This window comes from Lysinibacillus sp. BSL11, from assembly GCF_052928325.1.
Genome location: NZ_JAVGCX010000001.1, coordinates 102,806 through 125,514 on the forward strand (window position 1 = coordinate 102,806; position 22,709 = coordinate 125,514).

At 38.1% G+C, this 22,709-nt stretch carries 24 protein-coding genes; 3 read left to right on the forward strand and 21 right to left on the reverse strand.

The window, feature by feature from the left end; translation table 11 throughout:
• Window positions 1–40 precede the first annotated feature (40 nt).
• The 15 genes from RCJ95_RS00510 to nusB all read right to left on the reverse strand — a co-directional run bounded on the left by RCJ95_RS00510 (window position 41) and on the right by nusB (window position 15,411).
• A complete protein-coding gene (locus RCJ95_RS00510; protein WP_221680173.1) occupies window positions 41–769 on the reverse strand; it encodes a glycerophosphodiester phosphodiesterase in 729 nt (242 codons plus the stop codon).
• Entirely contained in the window at window positions 762–2,333 is a 1,572-nt protein-coding gene (locus RCJ95_RS00515) for a DUF342 domain-containing protein (protein ID WP_048392301.1), read from the reverse strand. The genes RCJ95_RS00510 and RCJ95_RS00515 overlap by 8 nt, the downstream gene beginning before the upstream one ends.
• Window positions 2,334–2,611: 278 nt before the next feature.
• Window positions 2,612–2,791 carry a hypothetical protein gene (locus tag RCJ95_RS00520; protein WP_446721783.1) on the reverse strand — a complete coding sequence of 60 codons (180 nt, stop codon included), beginning with the start codon at window positions 2,789–2,791 and terminating at the stop codon, window positions 2,612–2,614.
• A 297-nt stretch (window positions 2,792–3,088) separates the two neighbouring features.
• A complete protein-coding gene (spo0A, locus tag RCJ95_RS00525) occupies window positions 3,089–3,880 on the reverse strand; it encodes a sporulation transcription factor Spo0A (protein ID WP_016993890.1) in 792 nt (263 codons plus the stop codon).
• A 385-nt stretch (window positions 3,881–4,265) separates the two neighbouring features.
• A complete protein-coding gene (locus RCJ95_RS00530; protein ID WP_009370207.1) occupies window positions 4,266–5,213 on the reverse strand; it encodes a SpoIVB peptidase S55 domain-containing protein in 948 nt (315 codons plus the stop codon).
• 122 nt (window positions 5,214–5,335) lie between these two features.
• Window positions 5,336–7,027 (reverse strand): DNA repair protein RecN, encoded by a 1,692-nt coding sequence (recN, locus tag RCJ95_RS00535; RefSeq protein WP_257520148.1) that lies wholly within the window; start codon window positions 7,025–7,027, stop codon window positions 5,336–5,338.
• Window positions 7,028–7,060: 33 nt separating this feature from the next.
• Complete coding sequence (gene ahrC / locus RCJ95_RS00540) at window positions 7,061–7,510, reverse strand: transcriptional regulator AhrC/ArgR (RefSeq protein WP_004231170.1); 450 nt, start codon at window positions 7,508–7,510, stop codon at window positions 7,061–7,063.
• A gap of 100 nt (window positions 7,511–7,610) precedes the next feature.
• Window positions 7,611–8,429 carry a TlyA family RNA methyltransferase gene (locus RCJ95_RS00545; protein ID WP_221680170.1) on the reverse strand — a complete coding sequence of 273 codons (819 nt, stop codon included), beginning with the start codon at window positions 8,427–8,429 and terminating at the stop codon, window positions 7,611–7,613.
• Window positions 8,429–10,330 (reverse strand): 1-deoxy-D-xylulose-5-phosphate synthase, encoded by a 1,902-nt coding sequence (dxs, locus tag RCJ95_RS00550; protein WP_263081993.1) that lies wholly within the window; start codon window positions 10,328–10,330, stop codon window positions 8,429–8,431. Before dxs ends, RCJ95_RS00545 begins: the two co-directional genes overlap by 1 nt.
• A gap of 163 nt (window positions 10,331–10,493) precedes the next feature.
• Entirely contained in the window at window positions 10,494–11,375 is an 882-nt protein-coding gene (locus tag RCJ95_RS00555) for a polyprenyl synthetase family protein (RefSeq protein WP_221680168.1), read from the reverse strand.
• A 3-nt stretch (window positions 11,376–11,378) separates the two neighbouring features.
• On the reverse strand, window positions 11,379–11,612 hold the full coding sequence (xseB, locus tag RCJ95_RS00560; RefSeq protein ID WP_008179899.1) for an exodeoxyribonuclease VII small subunit: 234 nt from the start codon (window positions 11,610–11,612) through the stop codon (window positions 11,379–11,381).
• Entirely contained in the window at window positions 11,609–12,967 is a 1,359-nt protein-coding gene (gene xseA / locus RCJ95_RS00565; protein ID WP_446721784.1) for an exodeoxyribonuclease VII large subunit, read from the reverse strand. The genes xseB and xseA overlap by 4 nt, the downstream gene beginning before the upstream one ends.
• Before the next feature lie 230 nt (window positions 12,968–13,197).
• Entirely contained in the window at window positions 13,198–14,013 is an 816-nt protein-coding gene (locus RCJ95_RS00570; protein WP_274769559.1) for an undecaprenyl-diphosphate phosphatase, read from the reverse strand.
• A gap of 128 nt (window positions 14,014–14,141) precedes the next feature.
• Window positions 14,142–14,996 carry a bifunctional methylenetetrahydrofolate dehydrogenase/methenyltetrahydrofolate cyclohydrolase FolD gene (gene folD / locus RCJ95_RS00575; RefSeq protein ID WP_221680165.1) on the reverse strand — a complete coding sequence of 285 codons (855 nt, stop codon included), beginning with the start codon at window positions 14,994–14,996 and terminating at the stop codon, window positions 14,142–14,144.
• Between the two features lie 31 nt (window positions 14,997–15,027).
• Entirely contained in the window at window positions 15,028–15,411 is a 384-nt protein-coding gene (gene nusB / locus RCJ95_RS00580; RefSeq protein ID WP_004231146.1) for a transcription antitermination factor NusB, read from the reverse strand.
• A gap of 385 nt (window positions 15,412–15,796) precedes the next feature.
• Between nusB and RCJ95_RS00585 the strand changes: the two genes are divergently transcribed.
• Window positions 15,797–16,699, forward strand: a complete 903-nt coding sequence (locus RCJ95_RS00585; RefSeq protein ID WP_004231145.1) for a MerR family transcriptional regulator — start codon at window positions 15,797–15,799, stop codon at window positions 16,697–16,699.
• A 129-nt stretch (window positions 16,700–16,828) separates the two neighbouring features.
• Window positions 16,829–17,998, forward strand: coding sequence for an MFS transporter (locus tag RCJ95_RS00590; RefSeq protein ID WP_274769563.1), 1,170 nt, complete (start codon window positions 16,829–16,831; stop codon window positions 17,996–17,998).
• A 92-nt stretch (window positions 17,999–18,090) separates the two neighbouring features.
• Here RCJ95_RS00590 and RCJ95_RS00595 read toward each other — a convergent pair whose 3' ends face one another.
• Both RCJ95_RS00595 and RCJ95_RS00600 read right to left on the reverse strand, forming a co-directional pair.
• Window positions 18,091–18,501: an Asp23/Gls24 family envelope stress response protein gene (locus tag RCJ95_RS00595; protein WP_446721785.1), complete on the reverse strand. Its 411-nt coding sequence runs from the start codon at window positions 18,499–18,501 to the stop codon at window positions 18,091–18,093.
• 111 nt (window positions 18,502–18,612) lie between these two features.
• Window positions 18,613–18,939: a nucleoside triphosphate pyrophosphohydrolase gene (locus tag RCJ95_RS00600; protein ID WP_274769566.1), complete on the reverse strand. Its 327-nt coding sequence runs from the start codon at window positions 18,937–18,939 to the stop codon at window positions 18,613–18,615.
• A gap of 103 nt (window positions 18,940–19,042) precedes the next feature.
• On the opposite strand from RCJ95_RS00600, the gene RCJ95_RS00605 reads away from it, so the two are divergent.
• A complete protein-coding gene (locus RCJ95_RS00605; protein WP_274769567.1) occupies window positions 19,043–19,450 on the forward strand; it encodes a hypothetical protein in 408 nt (135 codons plus the stop codon).
• Window positions 19,451–19,634: 184 nt separating this feature from the next.
• Here the strand turns inward: RCJ95_RS00605 and accC are convergent, their stop codons facing one another.
• From accC to RCJ95_RS00625, 4 genes are all read right to left on the reverse strand, one after another.
• Window positions 19,635–21,002 (reverse strand): acetyl-CoA carboxylase biotin carboxylase subunit, encoded by a 1,368-nt coding sequence (gene accC, locus RCJ95_RS00610; protein ID WP_004231135.1) that lies wholly within the window; start codon window positions 21,000–21,002, stop codon window positions 19,635–19,637.
• Between the two features lie 14 nt (window positions 21,003–21,016).
• The gene (gene accB, locus RCJ95_RS00615; protein WP_221680161.1) at window positions 21,017–21,517 is read right to left on the reverse strand and encodes an acetyl-CoA carboxylase biotin carboxyl carrier protein; all 501 of its coding nucleotides are present in this window, start codon (window positions 21,515–21,517) and stop codon (window positions 21,017–21,019) included.
• A gap of 200 nt (window positions 21,518–21,717) precedes the next feature.
• Window positions 21,718–22,272, reverse strand: a complete 555-nt coding sequence (locus tag RCJ95_RS00620; protein ID WP_004231131.1) for a SpoIIIAH-like family protein — start codon at window positions 22,270–22,272, stop codon at window positions 21,718–21,720.
• On the reverse strand, window positions 22,273–22,692 hold the full coding sequence (locus RCJ95_RS00625) for a hypothetical protein (protein ID WP_004231129.1): 420 nt from the start codon (window positions 22,690–22,692) through the stop codon (window positions 22,273–22,275).
• Window positions 22,693–22,709 lie beyond the last annotated feature (17 nt).

Here is a 22,709-nt window from a genome sequence, read left to right on the forward strand (position 1 = left end):
TATCCAAATAAGTCATGCAAGACTTACTGGATAGCTCTTTTTATACCCGTTGCTGAGATGTGATGACTTTATCAGGATAATCCGTAATCCAACCAATAACAGAAGGATGCGGATTGGTTAAAAATGGTTCTGTCCCATCAATAGCATAAAAACGACATGCTTTTTCACTTGTAATGCAGGCCTCCAAGTATCTTGGTTTGTAGTACCTTTTATGCATATGCACACTATCAGCCGCCTTATAATCAGTTAGAAGATCCCATTTTATTTTTTTCGTTGCAATAAGGGCCGTTTCAAATTCAGGTCTATGCTTTTTTACGATCTCTAAAAGCTCATAGTGAAAGGATGAAAAATGACTACCTTTTGGCAGAGCCAAGCCTCGAAGAAAATGAATTAGCCCACTCGTATTGTCCAAGATCGTTGATTTTAATTCAATATTTAACGGCATCTGCTGTATATTTGCCCATGCTAAAACTGCCTCAAACGCTGGCATTTTATAGGACGAAAATAGACGTCTCCAAGGCTTGCCAAGTTTAAAGCGCAGAAGCTCCTCCATCGTACAATCACTCACCAATTTATTGGTGCCTACTAACCTCGATAATTGTGGATCATGATACACTACAGGTAATCCATCTTTAGAGAAATGAATATCTAGTTCAATCCCATCAGCACCTAGTTCTAATGCCTTTTCAAAAGCTTGAAAGGTATTCTCTAATGCATAAGCAGAAGCACCTCGATGTGCAAAAACGGGGATAAAGGCTGCCTTAGACATTTAACTCACCAAATTCTAGCAGGAATTTACCATTCGTCATTTTGCTTAATAAAGATGATTTTCTGCCAATTTGAATATAAGTTCCAGGGTGGGCCTCTTTTGTCACAATAATCTCTTCTTTCCCTACATGACGCATTTCATCCATTAATAGTTTTATTTCACGATCTAACGTAATCGCTTCTGCCTTTAATTTTGTTAAGGCTTGCTTTGTTACTTCAAATGACGCTGATTGTTCTTTGGACATTTGATTGAGAAAAGGCAATAAATTTTTCATGCTATTCTCGTGTGCTGAAATCTCTGTTTGCAATTGTTTTAGCTGTGCTGCTTTTTCCTGCATCACGGTGTTATTTTCCTGCTTATTAATACTTTCTATTATTAAATCTGTTCGACGCTCTAATCGGTTTCCTGAAATGGCCGTCACAATCGTATTTTTAGCTACTGCACGTCCCCCAATAATTTTCCCTTTTCGTTCATCCACATATATCGAATGAGCAGAAAGCTGGGATCCTAGTGCATAAAAACCAATATGAATACTATTAGCTGCAAATAAATTTGCTTCATTCACATGTTTAACAAATATATTGCCACCTGCTTCTACCACTGTTGAACCAAGCCCAAAGATGCCACCACGAATATATACATCACCCTCAATGGATTTAATAAGCTTAGCACCGCTTACACCCTCAGCCCCTTCAATGGAAATATCGCCAGTCGCAATAACTGTATAGCCATTTGTTACTGTACCTTTAATACTAAGTGAACCATTAAATTCAAGGTTTCCTGTTTCTACTCCAACATCACCATTTATAGGAAGGTGCCTGTTTACACCAATCATGCCTTTGACATCATCTAAAACGCCAGCAATTTTCGAGCGAATGACGATTTTTCCGTCTTCTTCCACTTCATAGGCAGATTTTGTATCATATTTGATAGGATAATCTCGACCAGGTACAGCAGCAACTTCTTGACCTAGCACATTTTTCCCCGGTTTACCTAATGTAGCAGGGATCTTTTCACCTAGCCAAGAGCCTTCTGAAATTTCCGAAATAAAATTCATATCATAGTAATCCGCTTTACCGTCTTCACGAATGACTGGCTTTCTCTCGGGTTTAGGTAAATATGTAATTTGTGCATCTATTCCTGCTATAGGTTGCTCGCCTTGAGCAATTAAGAATGCTTTTCCTGGTTCAGCCTTCAATATATCAAAATCTAATATGCCGTGTATAATTCCATTTTCATTGAGTGTTTCTCGGATTTGTTGTGTTAATTTTTCTTTATTATTTTGAATATAATCATGCGTTTCATATATAAAAACAGAGGCTGACATCTTATCACGTGCCACTTCTGCTTCAATGTTCGGAAGCCAGCGTCCAATTTCAACAGGATTGGTATTCTGGGTTGATAACACATTTTTTAAAATTGAAAAATTAGATAATTTCAGTCGTGGATGACTACGTAGGATGCTATCAAATTCTTTTAATGGGAAACCTGCGCTAAAAGTAAGCATAAATACCTTGCCATTTTCCTCAGAAATTTCGAAGTTTTCATTTCGAACTAGAATCAAGCTACCTCCTCCTTCCCTCTATATGTAAGTATATACAATCCACTTACATTTGTTTAGAGACCATTGTCACTACCGAGAAAGAAAATAGTACCACTTAATCATTAAAATATAAGACAATATTTTATTTTTTCTAAAAAATTGTAGATATTTAATACTAATAAATTGTTTGTTTTTGAGCTTTTTTATTAAAATTACCGATAAATTCAAAGTAATTCCATCATGCTATTTTGAATAAATCATCTTCCAAGTACAGGTATCAAGGGGCGCTTCCCACTAAACTATAGGTCTTTATAGGTCTTTTTAACTAATTTCGTATTGATATTACTTTCAATTTGGAAAGTAGATCCTAGTTGTATCAATTGCTGTCGATTCATATATTGCATACTTATTTTACCATCGAATACTAAACGCACCTCAAATAGCTCTTCTGTTATCTGTGTGATTTCGAGTGAATTCATTCCCTCTAATTGGAAATTTATACTTTTTATTGTGATCACCTACTTATAAGTTTGTGAAAAGTCTCAAATTATTCAACTTTAGAATATGACTTTAAATTCACTATTCATGTATATATCGTGTATTTTTAGCTGATTTAGACGTTCTTTTAACGCTTTCAATATTAAAGATCAGCCACAGAAATTTCCACAGTATTTGTTCAAGTAACAAAAAAAGCGCCCCTTTAAACAATAAGATTTAAAAAGGCGCTATACTATGCGAAGTATAATTGCTGTATATGTTAATGATATATATCGGTACTAGCTAGCCATCATATCAATACGAATTTTGTCTGCGATCATAGCGATGAATTCGCTATTTGTTGGTTTGGATTTCAAGTGATGGACTGTATAGCCAAACATTGACGAAATGGATTCATAATTGCCACGATTCCAGGCTACCTCGATGGCGTGACGAATCGCACGTTCTACACGGGATGGTGTCGTATTAAATTTTTTGGCGATTTCTGGATATAAAATTTTTGTCACAGATCCTAATAATTCAATATCCTCAAAGACCATTTGAATGGCTTCACGCAAATAGGAGTAGCCTTTAATATGTGCAGGTACACCGATTTCTTTGATGATGGCTGTAATCGTGCTGTCTAATTGATGCTGATTTAATTTTTGAGGTACTGTCGGTTGTAATACGCTTGTCTTTTTCGGAAGTGTCGCCTTCTGTCCAGCACAATGTAAAATCTTTTGTACCAATTGGTCGAATTCAAAGGGCTTTAGCATGAAATAAGAAGCTCCTAGATCCACCGCTTGTTTCATGACATCCTCTTGGCCAAAAGCCGTTAGCATAATGACTTGAATTGATGACATTTTTTCATTTTGATACATGGACTCTAATACAGCTAAACCGTCAAGATGAGGCATTATTATATCTAGAAGTAAAATATCTGGTGTAAATTCCTCAAGCATTTGTAGACATACTTTTCCATTTGAAGCAGTTGCAATAATTTCTATTTCGGCATGTCCTTGAAAATACTGCTCCATTGTTTTTAATAACTCACGATTATCATCTGCAATCGCTACTTTTACCTTTGTCATTTTCAATTCCTCCTTCTGGACTTGCTTTGAACACCTCAAAGCGATAACCTAAACCCCTAAATGCCGTTTTTGGCACACTGTGGAATTTTCGACATTTTTGTTTTAAAAACCTTTTCTATTTCCAAAAATGAGTATGTAGTCCGATACTTTCTTTTAATATCGACAAGTTACGCTAAATGACGCGACTTGTCGAATGCTCTTATAACTTATTTTAGATAAATTTAGTAGATAAAACTACAGTTTTTTTAAATATCATGCCTTCTTCAGGAAATTATCGGAAATACATGTTGGTTTCGATGAAATAAGGGTAAAAAATCCGTGTAGTTTCCCGCGGCTTTTGTCCTGCCTGGGGAAATTTAAACGGATTTTTACCTTTCATACCTTTTTATGAAGACCTTCTTAACATTTCCGCTACTGTTAGCGCTGCACCTTTTTTCGGCTCCTCCACAAACATATGTGTCACAGCTCCGACAAAACGACCGTCTTGGATAATAGGACTGCCACTCATTCCCTGCAAAATGCCACCTGTTTTTTCAATGAGCTTCTCGTCAGATACTATAAATTCAAGGCGTTCATTTTCCACTTTGGTAATTTCTATTGAAAAGGTTTCCACCTTACTGCCTTCAATGGCTGTATAGATTTCAGCTTTCCCCGTTTTTATATCTTTTTCATGCATAATTTCTATCGCTTTGGGTAATCTTTGTTGATAACCGTCTTCCCAGCGGCCAAAAATACCATAAATAGTATTTTTATCTATACTACCTAGACGTTCTTGATGCTTTTCAATGGAGGAAATTTTATAGCCTGGTTGGCCTGGTGTGCTTTTTCGGATTTGCTGAATAGAAGCTAAAAAAATGGAGCCAGCTCTAAAAACAGGGGCTTCTTGTAGGGTTGAATCGACAATTTGATGACCTAGTGCACCGTAATTTTTTGTCTCTGGATCAATATAAGTCAGTGTTCCTACTCCATCTGTTTCATCTTTTAAAAAGGAAATGACATGCTCTGCTTCTTGGTTTTGTAATTCCAATGTAATTTGTTGGCCTTCACTATTGATCGTCCATTTCTGTTGGCCATCTTTTGCCACAGCCTGCTTGGCATCAGCAAGGGATTTTACTGGTATATCGTTTATTTTTTCAATAACTGCGCCTCCTTTCATCCACTGATTGGAAGCTAACAGTACATCGTGTGCGACAAATACATGTGACAATTGAAGTTGAATTCCAATTGCTTCGCCCATCGGTATAAGCTTTTTGGCGGCTAAAGCTTGTATAGGCATCACTAATAAAAAGATGAGCATAGGCAAAATGACTAATTGACGCCAATGACGATTCATACGACACCTCCTTTTCATTTTTGTCTTTTTACTATGTGTTGTTGTGACGTTCTTATAAGCGGTAAATATTTGCGCAAAATGAAAAAAGCCAGAAACAGCTGAAACTGTTTCTGGAATAATGGTTAACGCATTTGTTTTTTTCGTTCATCTGCCATTTTTAAAAGCTCCGTGGCATGCTGTAGTGTCAAAGCTGTAATTTCAGTTCCAGACATCATACGGCTAACTTCCTCTATACGAGCATCTTGATCAATTTCTGATAAGGAAGTAAACGTTCGATCATGTTCGACTTCTTTTTTGATGAAGTAATGATGATCAGCCATCGCTGCAACTTGAGGTAAATGTGAAATACATAAAACTTGAGAATTAACAGAAATTGCGGCAATTTTCTCTGCAATCGCTTGCGCAACACGACCACTGACACCTGTATCCACCTCATCAAATATAATGGAAGTAATTCCATTGGAAGAAGAGAAAATGGTTTTCAATGCTAGCATCATTCGTGATAATTCTCCGCCTGATGCAATTTTCGGTAAAGACTTTGGTGGCTCCCCAACGTTTGTGGAAATGTAGAAGATAATTTGATCTTTCCCATTTGCGTCGAAATAGGGTAATTCATCGAAATTGACAATAAATTTTGCTTTTTCCATATGTAATTCACGTAGCTCTGCCATAATTGCTTCACTCAATTGTTGGGCTGCAGCTTTACGTACAGTTGAAAGTTCACTAGCCAGCTCATTGAGTACAGCTTCCATCTCTAACACACGTCGTTCTTTCACCTGCAAAATCTCATCACGATTCAACAGCTCATTTAACTCGTTTTTAATTTTTTCATAATAAGCCAAGATCTCTTCCACTGTCGAACCATATTTGCGTTTTAAAGTTTGCAACAACGCTAATCGCTGCTCAACCTCGTTTAAACGCGCAGGGTCAAATTCTAATTCATCTAACACATTTTTGACCTGATAGGCTGCATCCTGTAATGCATAAAACGCAGTTGTAACTGCCTCAGATGATTCTTTGAATTGCTCATCAACCGTTGCAGCATCTTCTAAAGCACCCATTGCCGTTCCGATCCAATCAAGCCCTTTTGTTTCACCTTGAATGGCTTCATAGGCTGCACTAGAGCGTTCAAAAATTTTATTAAAATTCATCAGACGACGGCGTTCGTCTAGAAGCTCGTCTTCCTCACCTAACTTTAAATTAGCTTCGTCCAACTCTTTAATTTGAAATTGATACAAATCGATACGTTGTGCCATCAACTGCTCATCAATGGATATCGAAGCTAAGTCTTTTTTGAGCAAACGGTATTCATCGTATTGCGCTCGATAGGTTTTTTGAATCGGCGACAACTCTTCTTCTGCAAATTGATCAAGCAAATTGATGTGCTGCTTTTCATCCATTAGCTCTTGATTTTCATGTTGGCCATGAATATCAATGAGACTTGCCCCAATGTCTCTTAGTACCGATAAAGGCACAAGCTTACCATTCACTCGGCAAATACTTTTACCAGTATCATTCAAATCTCGACGTAAAATAATTGTATCTTCTTCTATTTCAATGCCTGCTTCTTCTAACTTTTTCAGAACAGGATGAACTGAACTCGAAATTTGAAATAAGCCACCCAATTCTGCTTTTCTTGCGCCATGACGAATAAATTCAGTGTTACCTCGTCCACCTGCAAGTAAATGCACCGCATCAATGATAATGGATTTTCCGGCACCTGTTTCCCCAGTGAGAACTGTTAAGCCTTCTAAAAAGCTGACAGTCAAATCCTCAATGATGGCAAAGTTTCGAATACTAAGCTCTCTTAACACAAATTGTCACCTCTAAATCAAATTAACCATTTTTTATAGCATGTCTAATAAACGATTTTTTGTATTTTCACGCTCATTTTCATTTCGACAAATAATTAAAATGGTATCATCTCCAGAAATTGTACCTAAAATTTCCGGCCAATCTAAATGGTCAAGTAAGGAAGCAATGGCATTCGCATTCCCTGGAAGAGCTTTCATGACTAAAAAATGTGATGCCCCATCAATACTTACAAAAGCATCTGCTAATGCACGATGTAATTTTTGGACTGGATTGAAACGTTGATCTGCGGGTAGGCTATATTTATAGCGCCCATCCTGTAATGGTACTTTTACTAAATGAAGCTCTTTTATATCTCGTGATACTGTAGCTTGTGTCACATTATAGCCTGCTTCTTTTAAAAAATCGACTAAATCATCTTGTGTTTCAATTTCATGATTGGCGATAATATCCCGAATCCGTATATGTCGTTGTCCTTTATTCAACGAAATCACCTCTTATAAATAATTGTATATGTGTATAATCACACTACCATTTTCCACAAAAAAGCACAAGAAAAAACACGGCTCTATAAGCGAGCACGTGTTATTTTAAAGTATTATGCGCTTCTTCAACGAGTGCATTAAAAGCTGTATATGCAGGTAGCACTTCTTGTCCAATAGGATTCACTAAATGGAATAAAAATTCAATATTCCCTTCTCCACCTGTGATTGGAGAGAACGAAGCATCTTTTACTACAAAACCAATATCAGTTGCCATTGCAGCTGTTTTTTCCAAAACTTCTAAATGTACTTTTTTATCACGCACAATTCCTTTTTTACCTACTTTATCTTTCCCAGCTTCAAACTGAGGCTTCACCAAAGCCATAACATCCCCGCCTGGCAGCAATAATGTTTTTAATACCGGTAAAATCAGTGATAACGAAATAAAGCTAACATCGATTGTTGCAAAATCAGGTAAACCTTCTGATAAATCGGCTGCCGTTGTATAGCGAAAATTCGTTTTCTCCATTACTGTCACTCGTTCATCGGAGCGAATTTTCCATGCTAATTGGTTTGAACCAACATCTAGTGCATAGCAATGTCTTGCTCCATGTTGTAAGGCACAATCTGTAAAGCCACCTGTAGAGGAGCCAATGTCAAGCATTAGCTTCCCTTCTACAGACATATCAAAAATTTGTAGCGCCTTTTCTAATTTAAGGCCTCCACGACTCACATATTTTAAATCTGAGCCCTTTACTTGTAGCGGTGCATCGACGGCAATTTTCTCGCCTGCCTTATCAATTCGTATTTCATTTGAAAAGACAAGGCCTGCCATAATGGACCGTTTTGCTTTTTCTCTTGTTTCACATAGTCCACGCTCTACAAGTAAAATATCTACTCGTTCTTTTGGTTGTTTTGTCATTATTTATTCAAACCCACTTGCTGTTTTTGTTGAAGTAATACGTGCATACGTGCAACCGTATCTTCTGCTGTCATATGAATTTCTGCGAGTAGCTGATCTACGTTGCCATGCTCAATATATTGATCTGGGATGCCCATTCGATCAACTAACGCATTTAAATAGCCGTGGTCATGAGCAAACTCTAATACACCACTACCAAACCCACCCTGTAGAACAGCTTCTTCAATTGTTAAAATCGGTTTTTGACTAGATAATATACGATGTAGCATATCCTCATCCATCGGTTTGATAAAGCGAGCATTGACCACTTCAATATCGATTCCTTGTTGCGCTAGCATTTCAGCAGCAGCCATTGCCATTGGAATCGTTGTTCCAAATGTCAAAATAGATGCGTCTTTGCCCTCACGTAAAACTTCCCAGCTACCAATTGGTAAAGCTATCAGCTCATCATCTAATGGCACACCCATTCCATTACCACGTGGATAACGAAGTGCAATTGGACCACCATCATAATCAATCGCTGTTTTTACCATATGTTGCCCTTCATTCTCATCCTTTGGCATCATGATTGTCATGTTTGGAATATGACGAAGGAAAGCAATATCAAATACACCTTGATGTGTTTCCCCATCTGCTCCCACTAAACCAGCCCGATCAATACCAATAAAGACATTTAAATTCGGGCGAGCAATATCATGCAAAACTTGGTCATATGCACGTTGCAGGAACGTAGAATAAATCGCTAAAAATGGTTTCATCTTTTGCGTAGCTAATCCTGCAGCCATCGTTGCCGCATGTTGCTCCGCAATCCCTACATCAAAGAAACGATTTGGGAAGTCCTGTTGAATACCTTGTAGCTTTGAACCTACAGGCATGGCAGGTGTAATCGTTACCACTCGCTCATTTTCATGAGCAATTTTACGAACCGTCTCAGCAATTAAACTACTCCAAGCGGGTCCAGTAGTCTCAGACTTCACAAAGGCACCATTTTCAATTTTATAAGGACCTGTTCCATGCCAATTCCCAATTGTATCATCCTCGGCTGGCTTATAGCCCTTTCCTTTTTTCGTAATCACATGAACAAGGACTGGCCCTTTTACTTTTTTCGCGTGTGATAATGTCATTTCAAGCGCTTCAAAATCATGTCCATCAATTGGACCAAGATATTTAAAACCTAGCTCCTCAAAAAACACACCGGATACTACTAAATATTTTAAGCTATCCTTTACGCGTTCAACAGTAGAGGCAAGCTTTCCACCTAATACTGGAATCTTATTAATAAGTGACTCCAGCTCTTCCTTGGCTTTTGAGTATTCCTTGGCTGTACGTAGACGACCTAAAACATTGTGTAATGCGCCAACATTTGGTGCAATCGACATTTCATTATCATTGAGGATGACAATCATATTTGTTTTTGCATGGCCAATATGATTTAATGCCTCAAGTGCCATACCCCCTGTTAAAGCCCCATCACCAATAATAGGGATAACAAAGTTGTTTTCTTTTTTTATATCACGTGCTGCTGCCATACCCATGGCTGCTGATAAAGATGTCGAGCTATGACCTGTTTCCCACTCATCATGTTCACTCTCCACGCGCTTTGGAAATCCACAAAGCCCTTTGAACTGACGTAGTGTGTCAAATTGACTCGCACGACCTGTTAAAATTTTATGCACGTAAGCTTGGTGGCCAACATCCCACAAAAACTTATCTTTAGGACTGTCAAACATTTTATGCAGCATCATCGTTAACTCAACTACGCCTAAATTCGGCCCGATATGCCCACCTGTGACAGAACATTTTTCGATTAAGAAGGTACGAATTTCTTGGGCAAGCTGCTCAAGCTCCTTCTTATTTAAGTTTTTTAAAAAGGATGGACTAGTTATTTTATTTAAATCCACCTTTCTCACACACCTTTTCAATAAAATATTCACCGCAATTGTGTTTCCACCATTATAGCAGTGTTATCAATATGCTAAAAGTACGAACACTTCATTGTTTACATATTGCAAACGTTCCCACCTATTCTAGCATATTCTTTTCCTTCAACGCCTTGATTTTCTCTTAGTTTTTACGATGAACGATATAAGCAGCAAAGTCACGTAATAGGCTGACATCTATTGGTAATTGATCGAGTGCGTTAATGGCATGTTGATAATGCTCAGCAAGCTTTTCTTTCGCTCCCTCTAGGGTTAAGAGGGCTGGATAAGTGCTTTTATCACTAGCGACATCTTTTCCAGCTGTTTTTCCTAGTTCTTCAGTCGTTCCCTCAATATCTAAAATATCGTCTTGAATTTGGAAAGCTAAACCAATATGATGCGCATATTCTTTCAATGTAGCACGGTCTTGTGCTGATACATCTGCAAGTACGGCTCCCGCTTCAATACTAAAACGCAATAAAGCACCTGTTTTATTGACATGGACTTGTTCCAATTCAGCTAAATTAAGCTGACGTTGCTCCCCTTCCATATCTAGTACTTGACCACCAACCATGCCTTCTGCACCTGCTGCAATGCTTAGCAATTGGACAAGTTCAATACGCTTTTCAGCAGAGATATCCATGCGAGCTAAAATGCCAAATGCCAGTGTGTTTAATGCATCACCAGCAAGCGTAGCCAGCGCTTCTCCATAAACTTTATGATTTGTTGGCTTGCCTCTTCTAAAATCATCATTATCCATGCTTGGTAGATCATCATGGATTAAAGAATACGTATGAATGATTTCAATGACCGAACCGACAATCAAACCGTCCTGAAGATTTTCACGGTAAAGCTCTAGTACCGCTAACACAAAAAGCGGACGAATTCGTTTACCCCCTGCCTTTAATGAATAAAGCATAGATTCCTTTAAATCTGCTGGTGCATCAATTTGTTCAACAAGCGAAAACATCGTCTCTTCAATTTGTGGTGTATTGCTTTCAATAAAGTACTTTAATGGCTCATTCATTTCCTAATTCTCTCCCTTTAGTGGATCAAATGCTGTTGTTTCACCAGTCTCTTGGACAATTGATACAAGCTGCTCCTCAGCATGTTGCAACTTACTATGGCAAAACTTTGATAGCTCCATTCCTTGCTTGTATAAATCAATCGCATTTTCCAATGGCACATCACCCTGTTCTAACTGGCGAACGATTTCTTCTAGTGCCGTCATGGCTTCTGCAAATGTTTGTTGCTTTTCAGTCACAACAATTCCCCCTCATTCTTTGGCAAGATATTCGTCACTTTAGCCACAACCTTTCCATCATGGAAGGTCAATGTCAGTTGATCTTGCTTTTGCACCTCAGTGGATGATTTGATCATTTGCTGATCTTTATATGCTACTGTAAATCCTCTTGTTAGAATAGACAGTGGATTTAAAGCTTCTAATGTTCTAACGGTTGACTCAAATTGTTGTTGCTGTTTTGCCACATAATACGTTGTAGCACGTGATAATTGTTGGATCCGCGCTTCAAGCTCTCTCTGATGAAAAGCAAGTGCCTTTTTGGGTGAATGTTGCTCCACCGTACTATGTAATTGTTGAAGTTGGGTAGCTTTTTTCATCAAGCTCATTTGCATTGCTGCCTGTAATCCTGACTCAAGCTGTGCCAATCTTTCTGTAAAAGGTCGATAAAGTCTTTCTGGCATTGACAATGGATAAGACTGTTGGAGCTTATTTAGACGTTGTCGCTCTGCCATAAGTTGCGACCTAACCATTTGATGAAGCTGTGATTTCTGCGTAAGCACTCGTTGGTAGAGATCCGCCTGATCTGGCACAGCCATCTCAGCAGCAGCTGTTGGAGTAGGTGCACGTAAATCGGCGACATAATCGGCGATCGTTGTATCTGTTTCATGGCCAACCGCACTTATAATAGGGATTCGGCTTTCAAAAATAGCTCTTGCCACAATTTCTTCATTAAAAGCCCATAAATCCTCGATGGAGCCTCCTCCTCGCCCGACAATCAACACATCACAGCTTGCCTCTTGATTAGCCCGTTGAATATTTTGCACAATATTCGGTGCAGCCTGAGCTCCTTGTACTAGGGTTGGATAAATCAAAATTTCAGCAAGTGGGTAACGCCTCTTTAAGGTTGTACAAATATCCCGTATAGCTGCACCAGTTGTTGATGTGAGCACACCAATTTTTTCAGGAAATTTTGGTATCGGTTGTTTCCACTCAGGTTTAAAAAGACCTTCTTTTTGTAATTGCTCTTTTAATTGATTGAAGGCAACAAATAAGCTACCAATGCCGTCCGGTTGCATTTCCTGTACATATAGCTGATAGGTTCCAAAGCCTTCGTAAACGTTTACATCCCCTCGGATAAATACTTGCATACCTTCCTTTGGTTCAAACGCTAATTTCGTAGCCGCTGTTTTAAACATCGTCGCAGCTATTCGGGCACCATCATCCTTTAATGTAAAGTAAATATGGCCGGATTGATGAATTTTCACATTCGATAATTCACCTTTTACATACACTTCACGCAAATGTGGATCTGCATCGAATTTTCGTTTAATATATTTTGTTAACGCCTTTACTGTTAAATAAGAAGCAGAGGACATGTTTTCGGCTCCTTTACTAAAATCAAGTTTTTCACAAAACTACACCTATCATAACATTTTTTGCAGTCGTTGACGTGCCAAAATGCAGTTTCGGTAGAAAAAATGACTGTCTTTCTTCTATCGAAAAACAACTATAACACATTCCTACACGTTCTCACTATTAGAAACCGTATATTATGACAAATAACAAACAAAGCCTCATAACTTCATACGTTATGAGACTTTATATTTTAATAGAATAGTAATAAAAGAGTTCCTACGATAAAACAATAATACGTAAAGTAGCTAAGTTTGCCACTTTTCATAATGCCCATAAACCAACGCATCGCAAAATAAGTCATAATGAGTGTTGCCAAGAAAGTGGCAGCATATGGAAGAGCTAAGGCATCTTTATTCGGCTCGTCTAAAAAATCTGTAATGCCAAGGATTACCCCACCCAAACTTACAGGAATATAAAGCATAAAGGAAAAACGTAAGGCTGTATCCTGCTTCATCCCTACTGCTATGGCGGAAATAATCGTAGCTCCTGAACGGCTAATGCCTGGTGTTAAAGCAACTGCTTGCCCCAACCCTACAATGATGGCATCTTTAGCACGTAAATCTGCATCGTTCTTCTTGCCACGCATATTACGAATTAGCCATAATGCAGTCCCTGTCACAAATAGCATGAGCGCAATCGTCGTCATACTTACGTTATCTGCAATCACATCACTTAATAACACCCCTAAAACGCCAGCAGGAATTGAACCAATGACAATGTAGAGAGCAAAGCGAAAATCCGCGTTATACCGCTTTTCTCTAGTTTTCAAGTAAAGGAAAAAATGACTGATCAGACGAACAATATCCTTACGATAAATATACATAATAGCGAGTAACGAAGCTGTATTTGTTAGGATGGCAAAAGTAAAACCCTGTTCACCTAGTCCCAGCATTTCGCTAGCAATCATTACATGTCCACTCGACGATACAGGAATTGGCTCTGTAAAGCCTTGGACAAGTCCAATAATGATATGCTTGACAATTAACATCATATCGATATTTTCCATAAAAACCTCCTCCTCAGTATGTATGTCCCAAACGTTACATTAGACGACCAAATCGAAGAAAAGTTCTGATTTACACAACAAAAAAGTCACCTCACACAATGTTGAGATGACTGTTTTCAAAAGGTTTTTTATTTTGCAAGCGTATTTTCAGCTGCTTGCACTGTGTTGAATAGTAACATCGTGATGGTCATTGGTCCTACACCACCTGGTACAGGCGTGATATGAGACGCAATTCCATCTACTTCTGCAAAGTTTACGTCACCGCATAATTTATTGTTGTCATCGCGATTAATGCCTACATCAATAACAACAGCCCCTTCTTTCACGTGCTCTTTCGTAATAAAGTTTGCACGTCCAACTGCAGCAATTAAAATATCTGCTTGTTTTGTAAATGAAGGTAAATCTGGCGTTTTAGAGTGTGTATAGGTTACCGTTGCATCCTTTTGTAGAAGTAGTTGTCCCATTGGTTTACCAACGATATGACTACGACCTACGATTACAGCATGCTTTCCTGCGATTTCAATTCCTGAATACTCAAGAAGCTTCATCACGCCAAACGGTGTACAAGGTAAAAATGTTTCTTGGCCAAGCATCATTTTTCCAACGCTTACAGGTGAGAATCCATCGACATCCTTCTCGACAGCAATCGTTGCAATGACTGTATCCTCATTAATATGTTTTGGGAGTGGTAATTGAACTAAGATACCATGAATATCCTCACGTTGATTTAAAAGCTCAATTTGTGCTAGTAATTCCTCTTGCGTTGTCTCTTCTGGTAATTTAATGAGTTCTGAAAACATACCAATCGCTTCACAAGATTTTTGTTTATTTCTCACATATGTAGCCGATGCCTGGTTGTCTCCAACTAACACAACCGCTAAACCAGGTGTCAATCCTCGTTCTTTCAAACGAATGACACGCTCTGCTACAGCATTACGAATTTCTTGACCAATCTCTTTACCATTAATAATTGCACTTGACATAAACCTTCGTTACTCCTTCCAATTCAACACATTATTCTTGTTCTGTAAATTTAGAAAGTACACCATTGACGAATTTAGATGAACTATCATCGCCAAATGTTTTACATAACTCGATTGCTTCGTTTAGTACTACTCTTTTTGGTGTTTCTGGCATGTATAACAATTCATATACAGCTAAACGTAAAACCGTTCTTTCAATTTTGGGTAGACGGGCAAGTGACCACTTTTCAAGATGCTGTTCTAATGTAGCATCGATTTCCTCCAAATGTTCAGCTGTTCCATTCACGATCTTTTCGTAGAAAGCATTGGTAGGTTGACCTTTAATATGGCCCATTGCTTCTTCAACTGTTAGATCCGTATTGTCTAGCTGAAACAAAACTTGCAACGCTTTTTCGCGTGCTTCATGTCGTTTCATGTAAAGCTCTCCTTCTTAAGTGGCATTAAGGTTTATAATAGCATAAAATCACATGAGAAACACGATTTCAAGCAAGTTTTCAATAATCTGAACCTTTTTCAAGGAACTTTTTGTTTAAGCCCACTTCTCAACGAATAGTAGTATTCAAAAATGAATGTTTCCTGTTCGTAATGGTATAATAAAGAAAAAACTTAAGAGGTGTCACAATGCAACATGAAGCTATATGTCCTAGCTGCAAAAAACATTTAAAATGGTTGACAGAGAAGAACAATATCAACAAATGAAGGAACGTAAATCTCTCCTATTTTACTAGGTGGATTGCAAGCATAAAATTCGTTTTGATGCCATTCGAAACTTTTTTAGCTTTTATTAGTGGAGGCCATTTATGAAGGAACATTATTATACGATAGGTGAGGTTGCCAAACTTTCAAACTTATCGGTTCAGACATTACGTTATTATGATCAAATTGATTTATTTAAGCCTGCTTATATCGATACCTTCACCAATTATCGATATTATAAAGGCAATCAGCTATTCTATTTAGACATTATAAAGTCCCTTAAATATATCGGCGTGACGCTCGATGATATAAAAAAAGCACTTAGATTAACCTCTGAGGAATTGCTTGATTTTTTAGCTCAGCAGGAGCTACGCATCAATGAAAAAATTTCACGTTTAAACGAAGCAAAAAATACTTTACTGAAAACAAAAAAGCAATTACAAGAGCAAATTGATATCCCAGTCTTCGGTGAGATTTATGTGCAGATAGAGGAAGCAATGCCCGTTCTTCAAGTAACCACTACTGAATTAACACCCACATCGAGCACCAGTACATACTATGCCACTTTAATTAAAATCATCGAAAAGGAAGGCAGTGTCTTAAACAGTCGTTATGGTTGTATTTATCCACTAGAGCCTTATAAAGATGTCAATGACATCATTTATGATGCTATTTTCACTCCCCTATTAACGGAGCGCACATTTTCGCAGCTTTCACCAAACATACAACAAACCATTATTCCTGGCGGTAAATATGTATGCATTGCCTTTATTTACGACCCTGATACTTATTTTTCATTTTATGAAAAATTGAGAAATCATGTATTGGCTCAGCAGGAACTATTTGAGTCGCAAGTGTATGAGCTATACATGCCCGCAACGCTCACGATGGAACAAGAAAAGAAATTTATAGTAGAATTAAAGATTAGGCAAAAACAAGAGACACAAAAATGCTCCGAAAAATTAGTGGCGCATTCGTATAACTCTCTACTAGAACTCCCAAACTGATAAAAATTTTAAAAAATAAAAACAAATCTTTTGACCCTATAGTTACTATAGGGTTTATCGTATTACATGGAAATATTCTATTCTAGTAGATTGAAAACATGTATCGCGAACAATTAGAAGGAGAAGTTTATGAGCAAGAAGCAAAATATAACCTTAGCTATTTTATTATCTAATCTTTTCATTGCCTTTTTAGGGATCGGTTTAGTCATCCCTGTTTTACCAACCATCATGAATGAACTGCATATTTCTGGTTCTGTTGTTGGTTATATGGTGGCAGCCTTTGCCATTACACAACTAATTGCATCACCAATTGCAGGTAAGCTTGTTGATACTATTGGCCGCAAAGTTATGATTGTTGCAGGTCTTTTTATTTTTGGACTTTCTGAGTTTTTATTTGGATTTGGTCGTTCTGTTGAAATTCTTTTTGTCTCTCGTATGTTAGGTGGCGTGAGTGCAGCTTTCATTATGCCAGCCGTAACCGCCTATATAGCTGATATTACGACATTGGCACAGCGCCCTAAGGCACTTGGCTATATGAGTGCAGCCATTAGCACAGGTTTTATTATCGGTCCTGGGATTGGTGGATTTTTGGCTGAAATTGGTACACGTGTCCCATTTTATGCAGCTGGGGTACTTGGTCTGTTCGCAGCTATCCTATCATTCCTGTTTTTAAAAGAGCCAGCACGTGCTACAGACAATGAAGAAGCAGCACCATCCATGTTAGGTAGTGTCAAGCGTGTGTTTAGTCCACTCTACTTCATACCATTCATTCTTATTTTCGTGTTATCATTTGGCCTCGCTGCATTCGAATCATTGTTTAGCTTGTTCGTTGATCACAAATTTGCGTTTACACCATCGGATATTGCCATAATTATTACAGGAAGTGGTATTGTAGGTGCACTAGCTCAATTAATACTATTTGATTGGCTGACAAAGAAAATGGGTGAGATTAATGTTATTCGTTACTCACTAATCCTTTCAGCAGTATTAACATTCGCCATGACGATCGTGAGTCATTATTTTGCCATCTTATTCGTTACATTCTTTATTTTCGTAGGCTTCGATTTAATTCGACCTGCTGTTACTTCGTATTTATCGAAAATTGCCGGAAATGAACAAGGATTTGTTGGTGGAATGAACTCTATGTTTACAAGTCTTGGTAATATTTTTGGCCCGATCCTAGGTGGTGTATTGTTCGATATCAATCTGAACTATCCATACTACTTTGCTACAATCGTACTGGTGCTTGGCGTCATACTTGCGTTATTCTGGAGAAAGCCAAAGCATATAGAATTATAATAATAGCGATACACATCCACACCCTAGAGAAATCCATATAAAAAGGACTGCCCTTTGATGAACGAATCATCATCGGGCAATCCTTTTCTTTTTTATTCATGCACTACTGTTTCTTCTTTTTCAAAATGAATACCTGTAATATGCACATTTACTTCTGCTGTTTCTAAAGCCGTCATATTAAAAATAGCCTGACGGATTTGCGTTTGAACTTCTTTTGCTACCTTAGGAATGGCATATCCATATTTCACAGAGCAAAATACATCAATTCCAATTTCACCAGTTTCCGTTACACCTGATTTAATGCCTTTATTGTGTACTTTTTTACCGAAACGTTCTACGACACCCGTCGCAATATTTCCACGAGTTGCAGCAATGCCTTCTACTTCATTAACAGCAATCCCAGCCACAACTTCGATCACCTCTGCCGCTACCTCAATTTTTCCAAGCTCTTCTTTACCAGAAGGTGTTGGTTGTACGAAAGATTGTCCTACTTTCTCTGCCATACAAATATCATCCTTTCCCTTACACATCTCAAACAAGTGCTGTACTTACATTTATTATACTATAAAAAGGAAGGTTTGGCTGTCGAAAGCCGTTTTAATTTAAAACCGACTTTACTGATCCGCTACATCGATTAAATAAATTCCCTTTTCAAATCCTCCACGAGCTTTTCTCTTGTGCTCACGGATCGCTTCTAGCTCCTCAATGCTTACTCCTATCACACCGATAGCCATATGAAGGAGCTCCAGTATATCTGCGAGCTCTTCAACACTTTCTTTTTTATCCTCGGCTTCGTAAAATTCTGTAGCTTCTTCTATCATTTTAGCTTTTATTGCCTTTATCAGCTCACAAGGTTCTAAAATGCGTGCATGATAGGATAAACCCTTCGCTTCCATTACTTCTAAAACTTTATCCCTCACTAGCTTATTATATATAGGCATCCATTGTTTAACTCCTTATCAGGGGGATTACTATCACTATCTTCTATTATATAGTATTCTTTCTATAATATAGAATTGATTTGAGATAAAGTAGGGGTAGAGTATGTTACAAAAATGGTTGTTTGGTATCGGTGGAGTTGTCCTCATGTTTACAATGCTTTTTTTATTTTTGGGGGATAGAGCTAGTGAAGATACAATGCTTGCGAAAAATATAATGGAAGAAGCAAATAGTGGTACAACAGTAGTTTCACTAAATAAATTAACGGATTTTGATTGGGAAAAAGCGCAAATTTTTGGACCTTATACAACGAAAGATACGATTGAAGAAACAATGGACATACAGTTTAGAGGTAGTACCAGTGGTTTAGATGTACGGGAAGATATATTCCTTCTTGTATTTGCAAAAGATGGCCATGTGATAAAAACAGCAGTGCTTTATAGAAACATAGGAGATTATACAACAAAGAATGGTATGCTAACACCCGATAACGATCTTCTATCTATAAATTAGTACTTTTCACCACTATTCTTTTACTATTGATTACTTCAATTGGTAACGGTTTAAGCTTCTATAACGATCAATTTTCTTCTATGATTGATCTTTCTACCTGCAAGTAAGTCCTCTATCTATTTATGCTTAGACATAAAAAAACCTCCTAACTAATAAAAGCTAGGAGGTTTAAACTTGCGAACGCTTACTTCACTTTTTCTGCTACGCCCAATACATCGTTCTCTTCTAGGAACTTCGTATTGAATTGCGCTGATTTGAAGACGTCATTGTTCATTAGTGCTTGGTGGAATGGAATGGTTGTATTAATTCCAGGACCAGATACTTCGAATTCACTTAAAGCGCGGTTCATTTTTGCAATCGCTTCTTCACGTGTATCCGCATGAACAATTAGTTTTGCTACCATTGAATCGTAATATGGTGGGATTGTATAGCCCGCATAGACAGCAGAATCAATACGTACACCATAGCCACCTGGTGTTATATACGTATCAACAGTTCCTGCTGAAGGCATGAAGTTTTTATAGGCATTTTCTGCATTAATACGGCATTCAATCGCCCAACCATTTAATTTTATATCATCTTGTGTGAAGGGAAGCTTCTCACCAGATGCAATTTTTAATTGTTGTTGTACAAGATCTACACCAGAAATCATTTCTGTTACTGGGTGCTCAACCTGAATACGAGTGTTCATTTCCATGAAGTAGAACTTGTCCTCTTGATAGTCATAGATAAACTCGATCGTGCCGGCACCTTCATAGTTACATGCCTGTGCCGCTTTTACTGCTGCCGCACCCATTTCAGCACGACGCTCAGAAGATAAGGCTGGAGATGGAGCTTCCTCTACTAACTTCTGCATACGACGTTGAACCGTACAGTCACGTTCGCCTAAATGTACCACGTTACCGTAGCCATCTGCTAAAACTTGGATTTCACAGTGACGGAAGTACTCGATAAATTTCTCTAAATATACGCCAGGGTTACCGAATGCTGCAGCAGCCTCTTTTTGCGTAATTTCAATACCTTTTACAAGATCTTCTTCTGTACGTGCTACACGGATCCCTTTACCGCCACCACCAGCAGTTGCTTTGATGATGACAGGGTAACCAATTTTAGCAGCCCATTCTTTACCCGTTTCGATATCTGGTACAATACCAGTACCTGGAACAAGTGGGACACCTGCTGCCTCCATTGTTGTACGTGCAACGTCCTTGATGCCCATAATTTTAATAGAATCAGAGGATGGACCGATAAATTTAATGCCAGCGTTTTCACAAGCTTCAGCAAAATCAGCGTTTTCTGATACGAAGCCATATCCTGGGTGGATGCCATCAGCACCTGTCTTTTCAGCTACACTAAGTAGCGCTGGGAAGCTAAGATAAGAATCTTTTGATAGCTTCGGTCCGATGCAATAAGCTTCGTCTGCTAACTTCACATGTAATGCGTCAGCATCTGCTTCAGAGTACACAGCAACCGATTGAATGCCTAACTCTTTACAAGCACGAATGATACGCACAGCGATTTCGCCGCGGTTTGCAATTAAAACTTTTTTCATTTGTTTTGCACTCCTTACTCAGCTTTTACAAGGAATAATGGTTGGCCGTACTCTACTAAGTCGCCATCTTTAACTAGAATTTCAACGATTTCCCCTTGCACTTCTGCTTCGATTTCGTTGAATAATTTCATTGCTTCTACGATACATACGATTGTTTCGTCCCCTACTTTGTCACCCACTTTTACGTATGCAGGAGAATCTGGGTTTGGTGCTTGATAGAAAGTACCGACCATTGGAGATACAATTTTATGTAACGATGGGTCGTTAACTGATGGTGCAGCTGGTGCTGGCGCTTCTTCTTTCGCTGGTGCAGGTGTTACTGCTGGAGCTTCTGCTGGTGCAGATTGTTGTACAACAGGGGCTACTACTTCTTTTTTAGGTGCTACAGTTTCTGTAACAACAACATTATTCTTTTTAAGTTTTACTTTTGCGCCATCTACTTCATACACAAACTCGTCAATTGAAGAAGAATCCACTAATTTGATAATTTCACGAATTTCTTGAATTTTGAACATTTCTAACTCTCCTTATGAATTAAAATCTACTACAATAACTATTCTATATTTTTTCGTATCAATTTGAAATAGTTAAATGAAAATTAAGTAAATATGAACAAAATAAAAGGCTTTCCTTTACTAAGCGAAAGCCTTTTCATGAAGCTGATATATAACAACCTTTTATAAATTAACTAAAAATTTATTTTTTTCTTTATTTTTTAATAATTATTTGCACTGAACTTGACTTGCACATCATTTGCGCCTTCCATCTCTGTTTTTACGAGATAAATAATTTCGTTTGCTTGTGCTTTTGACAATTCCTCTGCCATCACTGTCACCGACACTTTTTCTCCCTCAGCACGTACAAACGCATCAGAGTAGCCTAATGATTTTACAAGCATCTCAAGCATAGCTTCCGCTGATTCACGTTTAATCAGGCCATCCATTTCATTGTATGCCTCATTTTTTTCTTCGGCAGAATATTCTTCTGAGGCAATCTTTTGTGTTAACTGTTCACGAAGTTGGCTTCTCTCATCACTAACCTGCATACGCATTTCTTCAAATAAGTGACTTGGTGAAGATACTTCTTGTGTTATATCATTTGTTGCTTCCTGATCTGTAACACCTGTGACAGCTGTTTGTTGCAGTGTATCATCTGTAAAAATAGTAAGACCATTGAATTGCTTTGCTGGATCTACCAAATAATACACTGAAATGACTGCTACTAAACTTAATAATGTCATAAACCAAACTGTTCTTCTACGTACGCGCATTTACTTTTCCTCCTTATTTTCCATTGGAACGATAATAATTCGATGAATCGGTAATTGCATCACTTGACTGACGACAGCACGAATTTCATTTTTTACAAAGATATCGGAAGCACCCTCTGAAACAACGAGCATTCCTGTCACGTTTTTCGCGCCTTGTTCAGTCCCTCGAAAATATTGGCTGAATAGTTTATTGGCATCCTGATCATCTGTCATCTCTCCATAATAAAAGTAGACTTTAACCTCCCCAACACCTTCCATTGCCTTCAGGGTTTGCTCAAGTTTTTCTTCATTTGTGAGCGGTGAACCTTTGTCGCTTGTTGAATTCGTTTGATACATAGGTAAAATGATGAAAATTCCCACGGAGGCAGCTATCAAAATTAATACCATTAATGACGTTGTTTTTTTTCGTGTCTTTTCCACATCACTTGTACATTGCC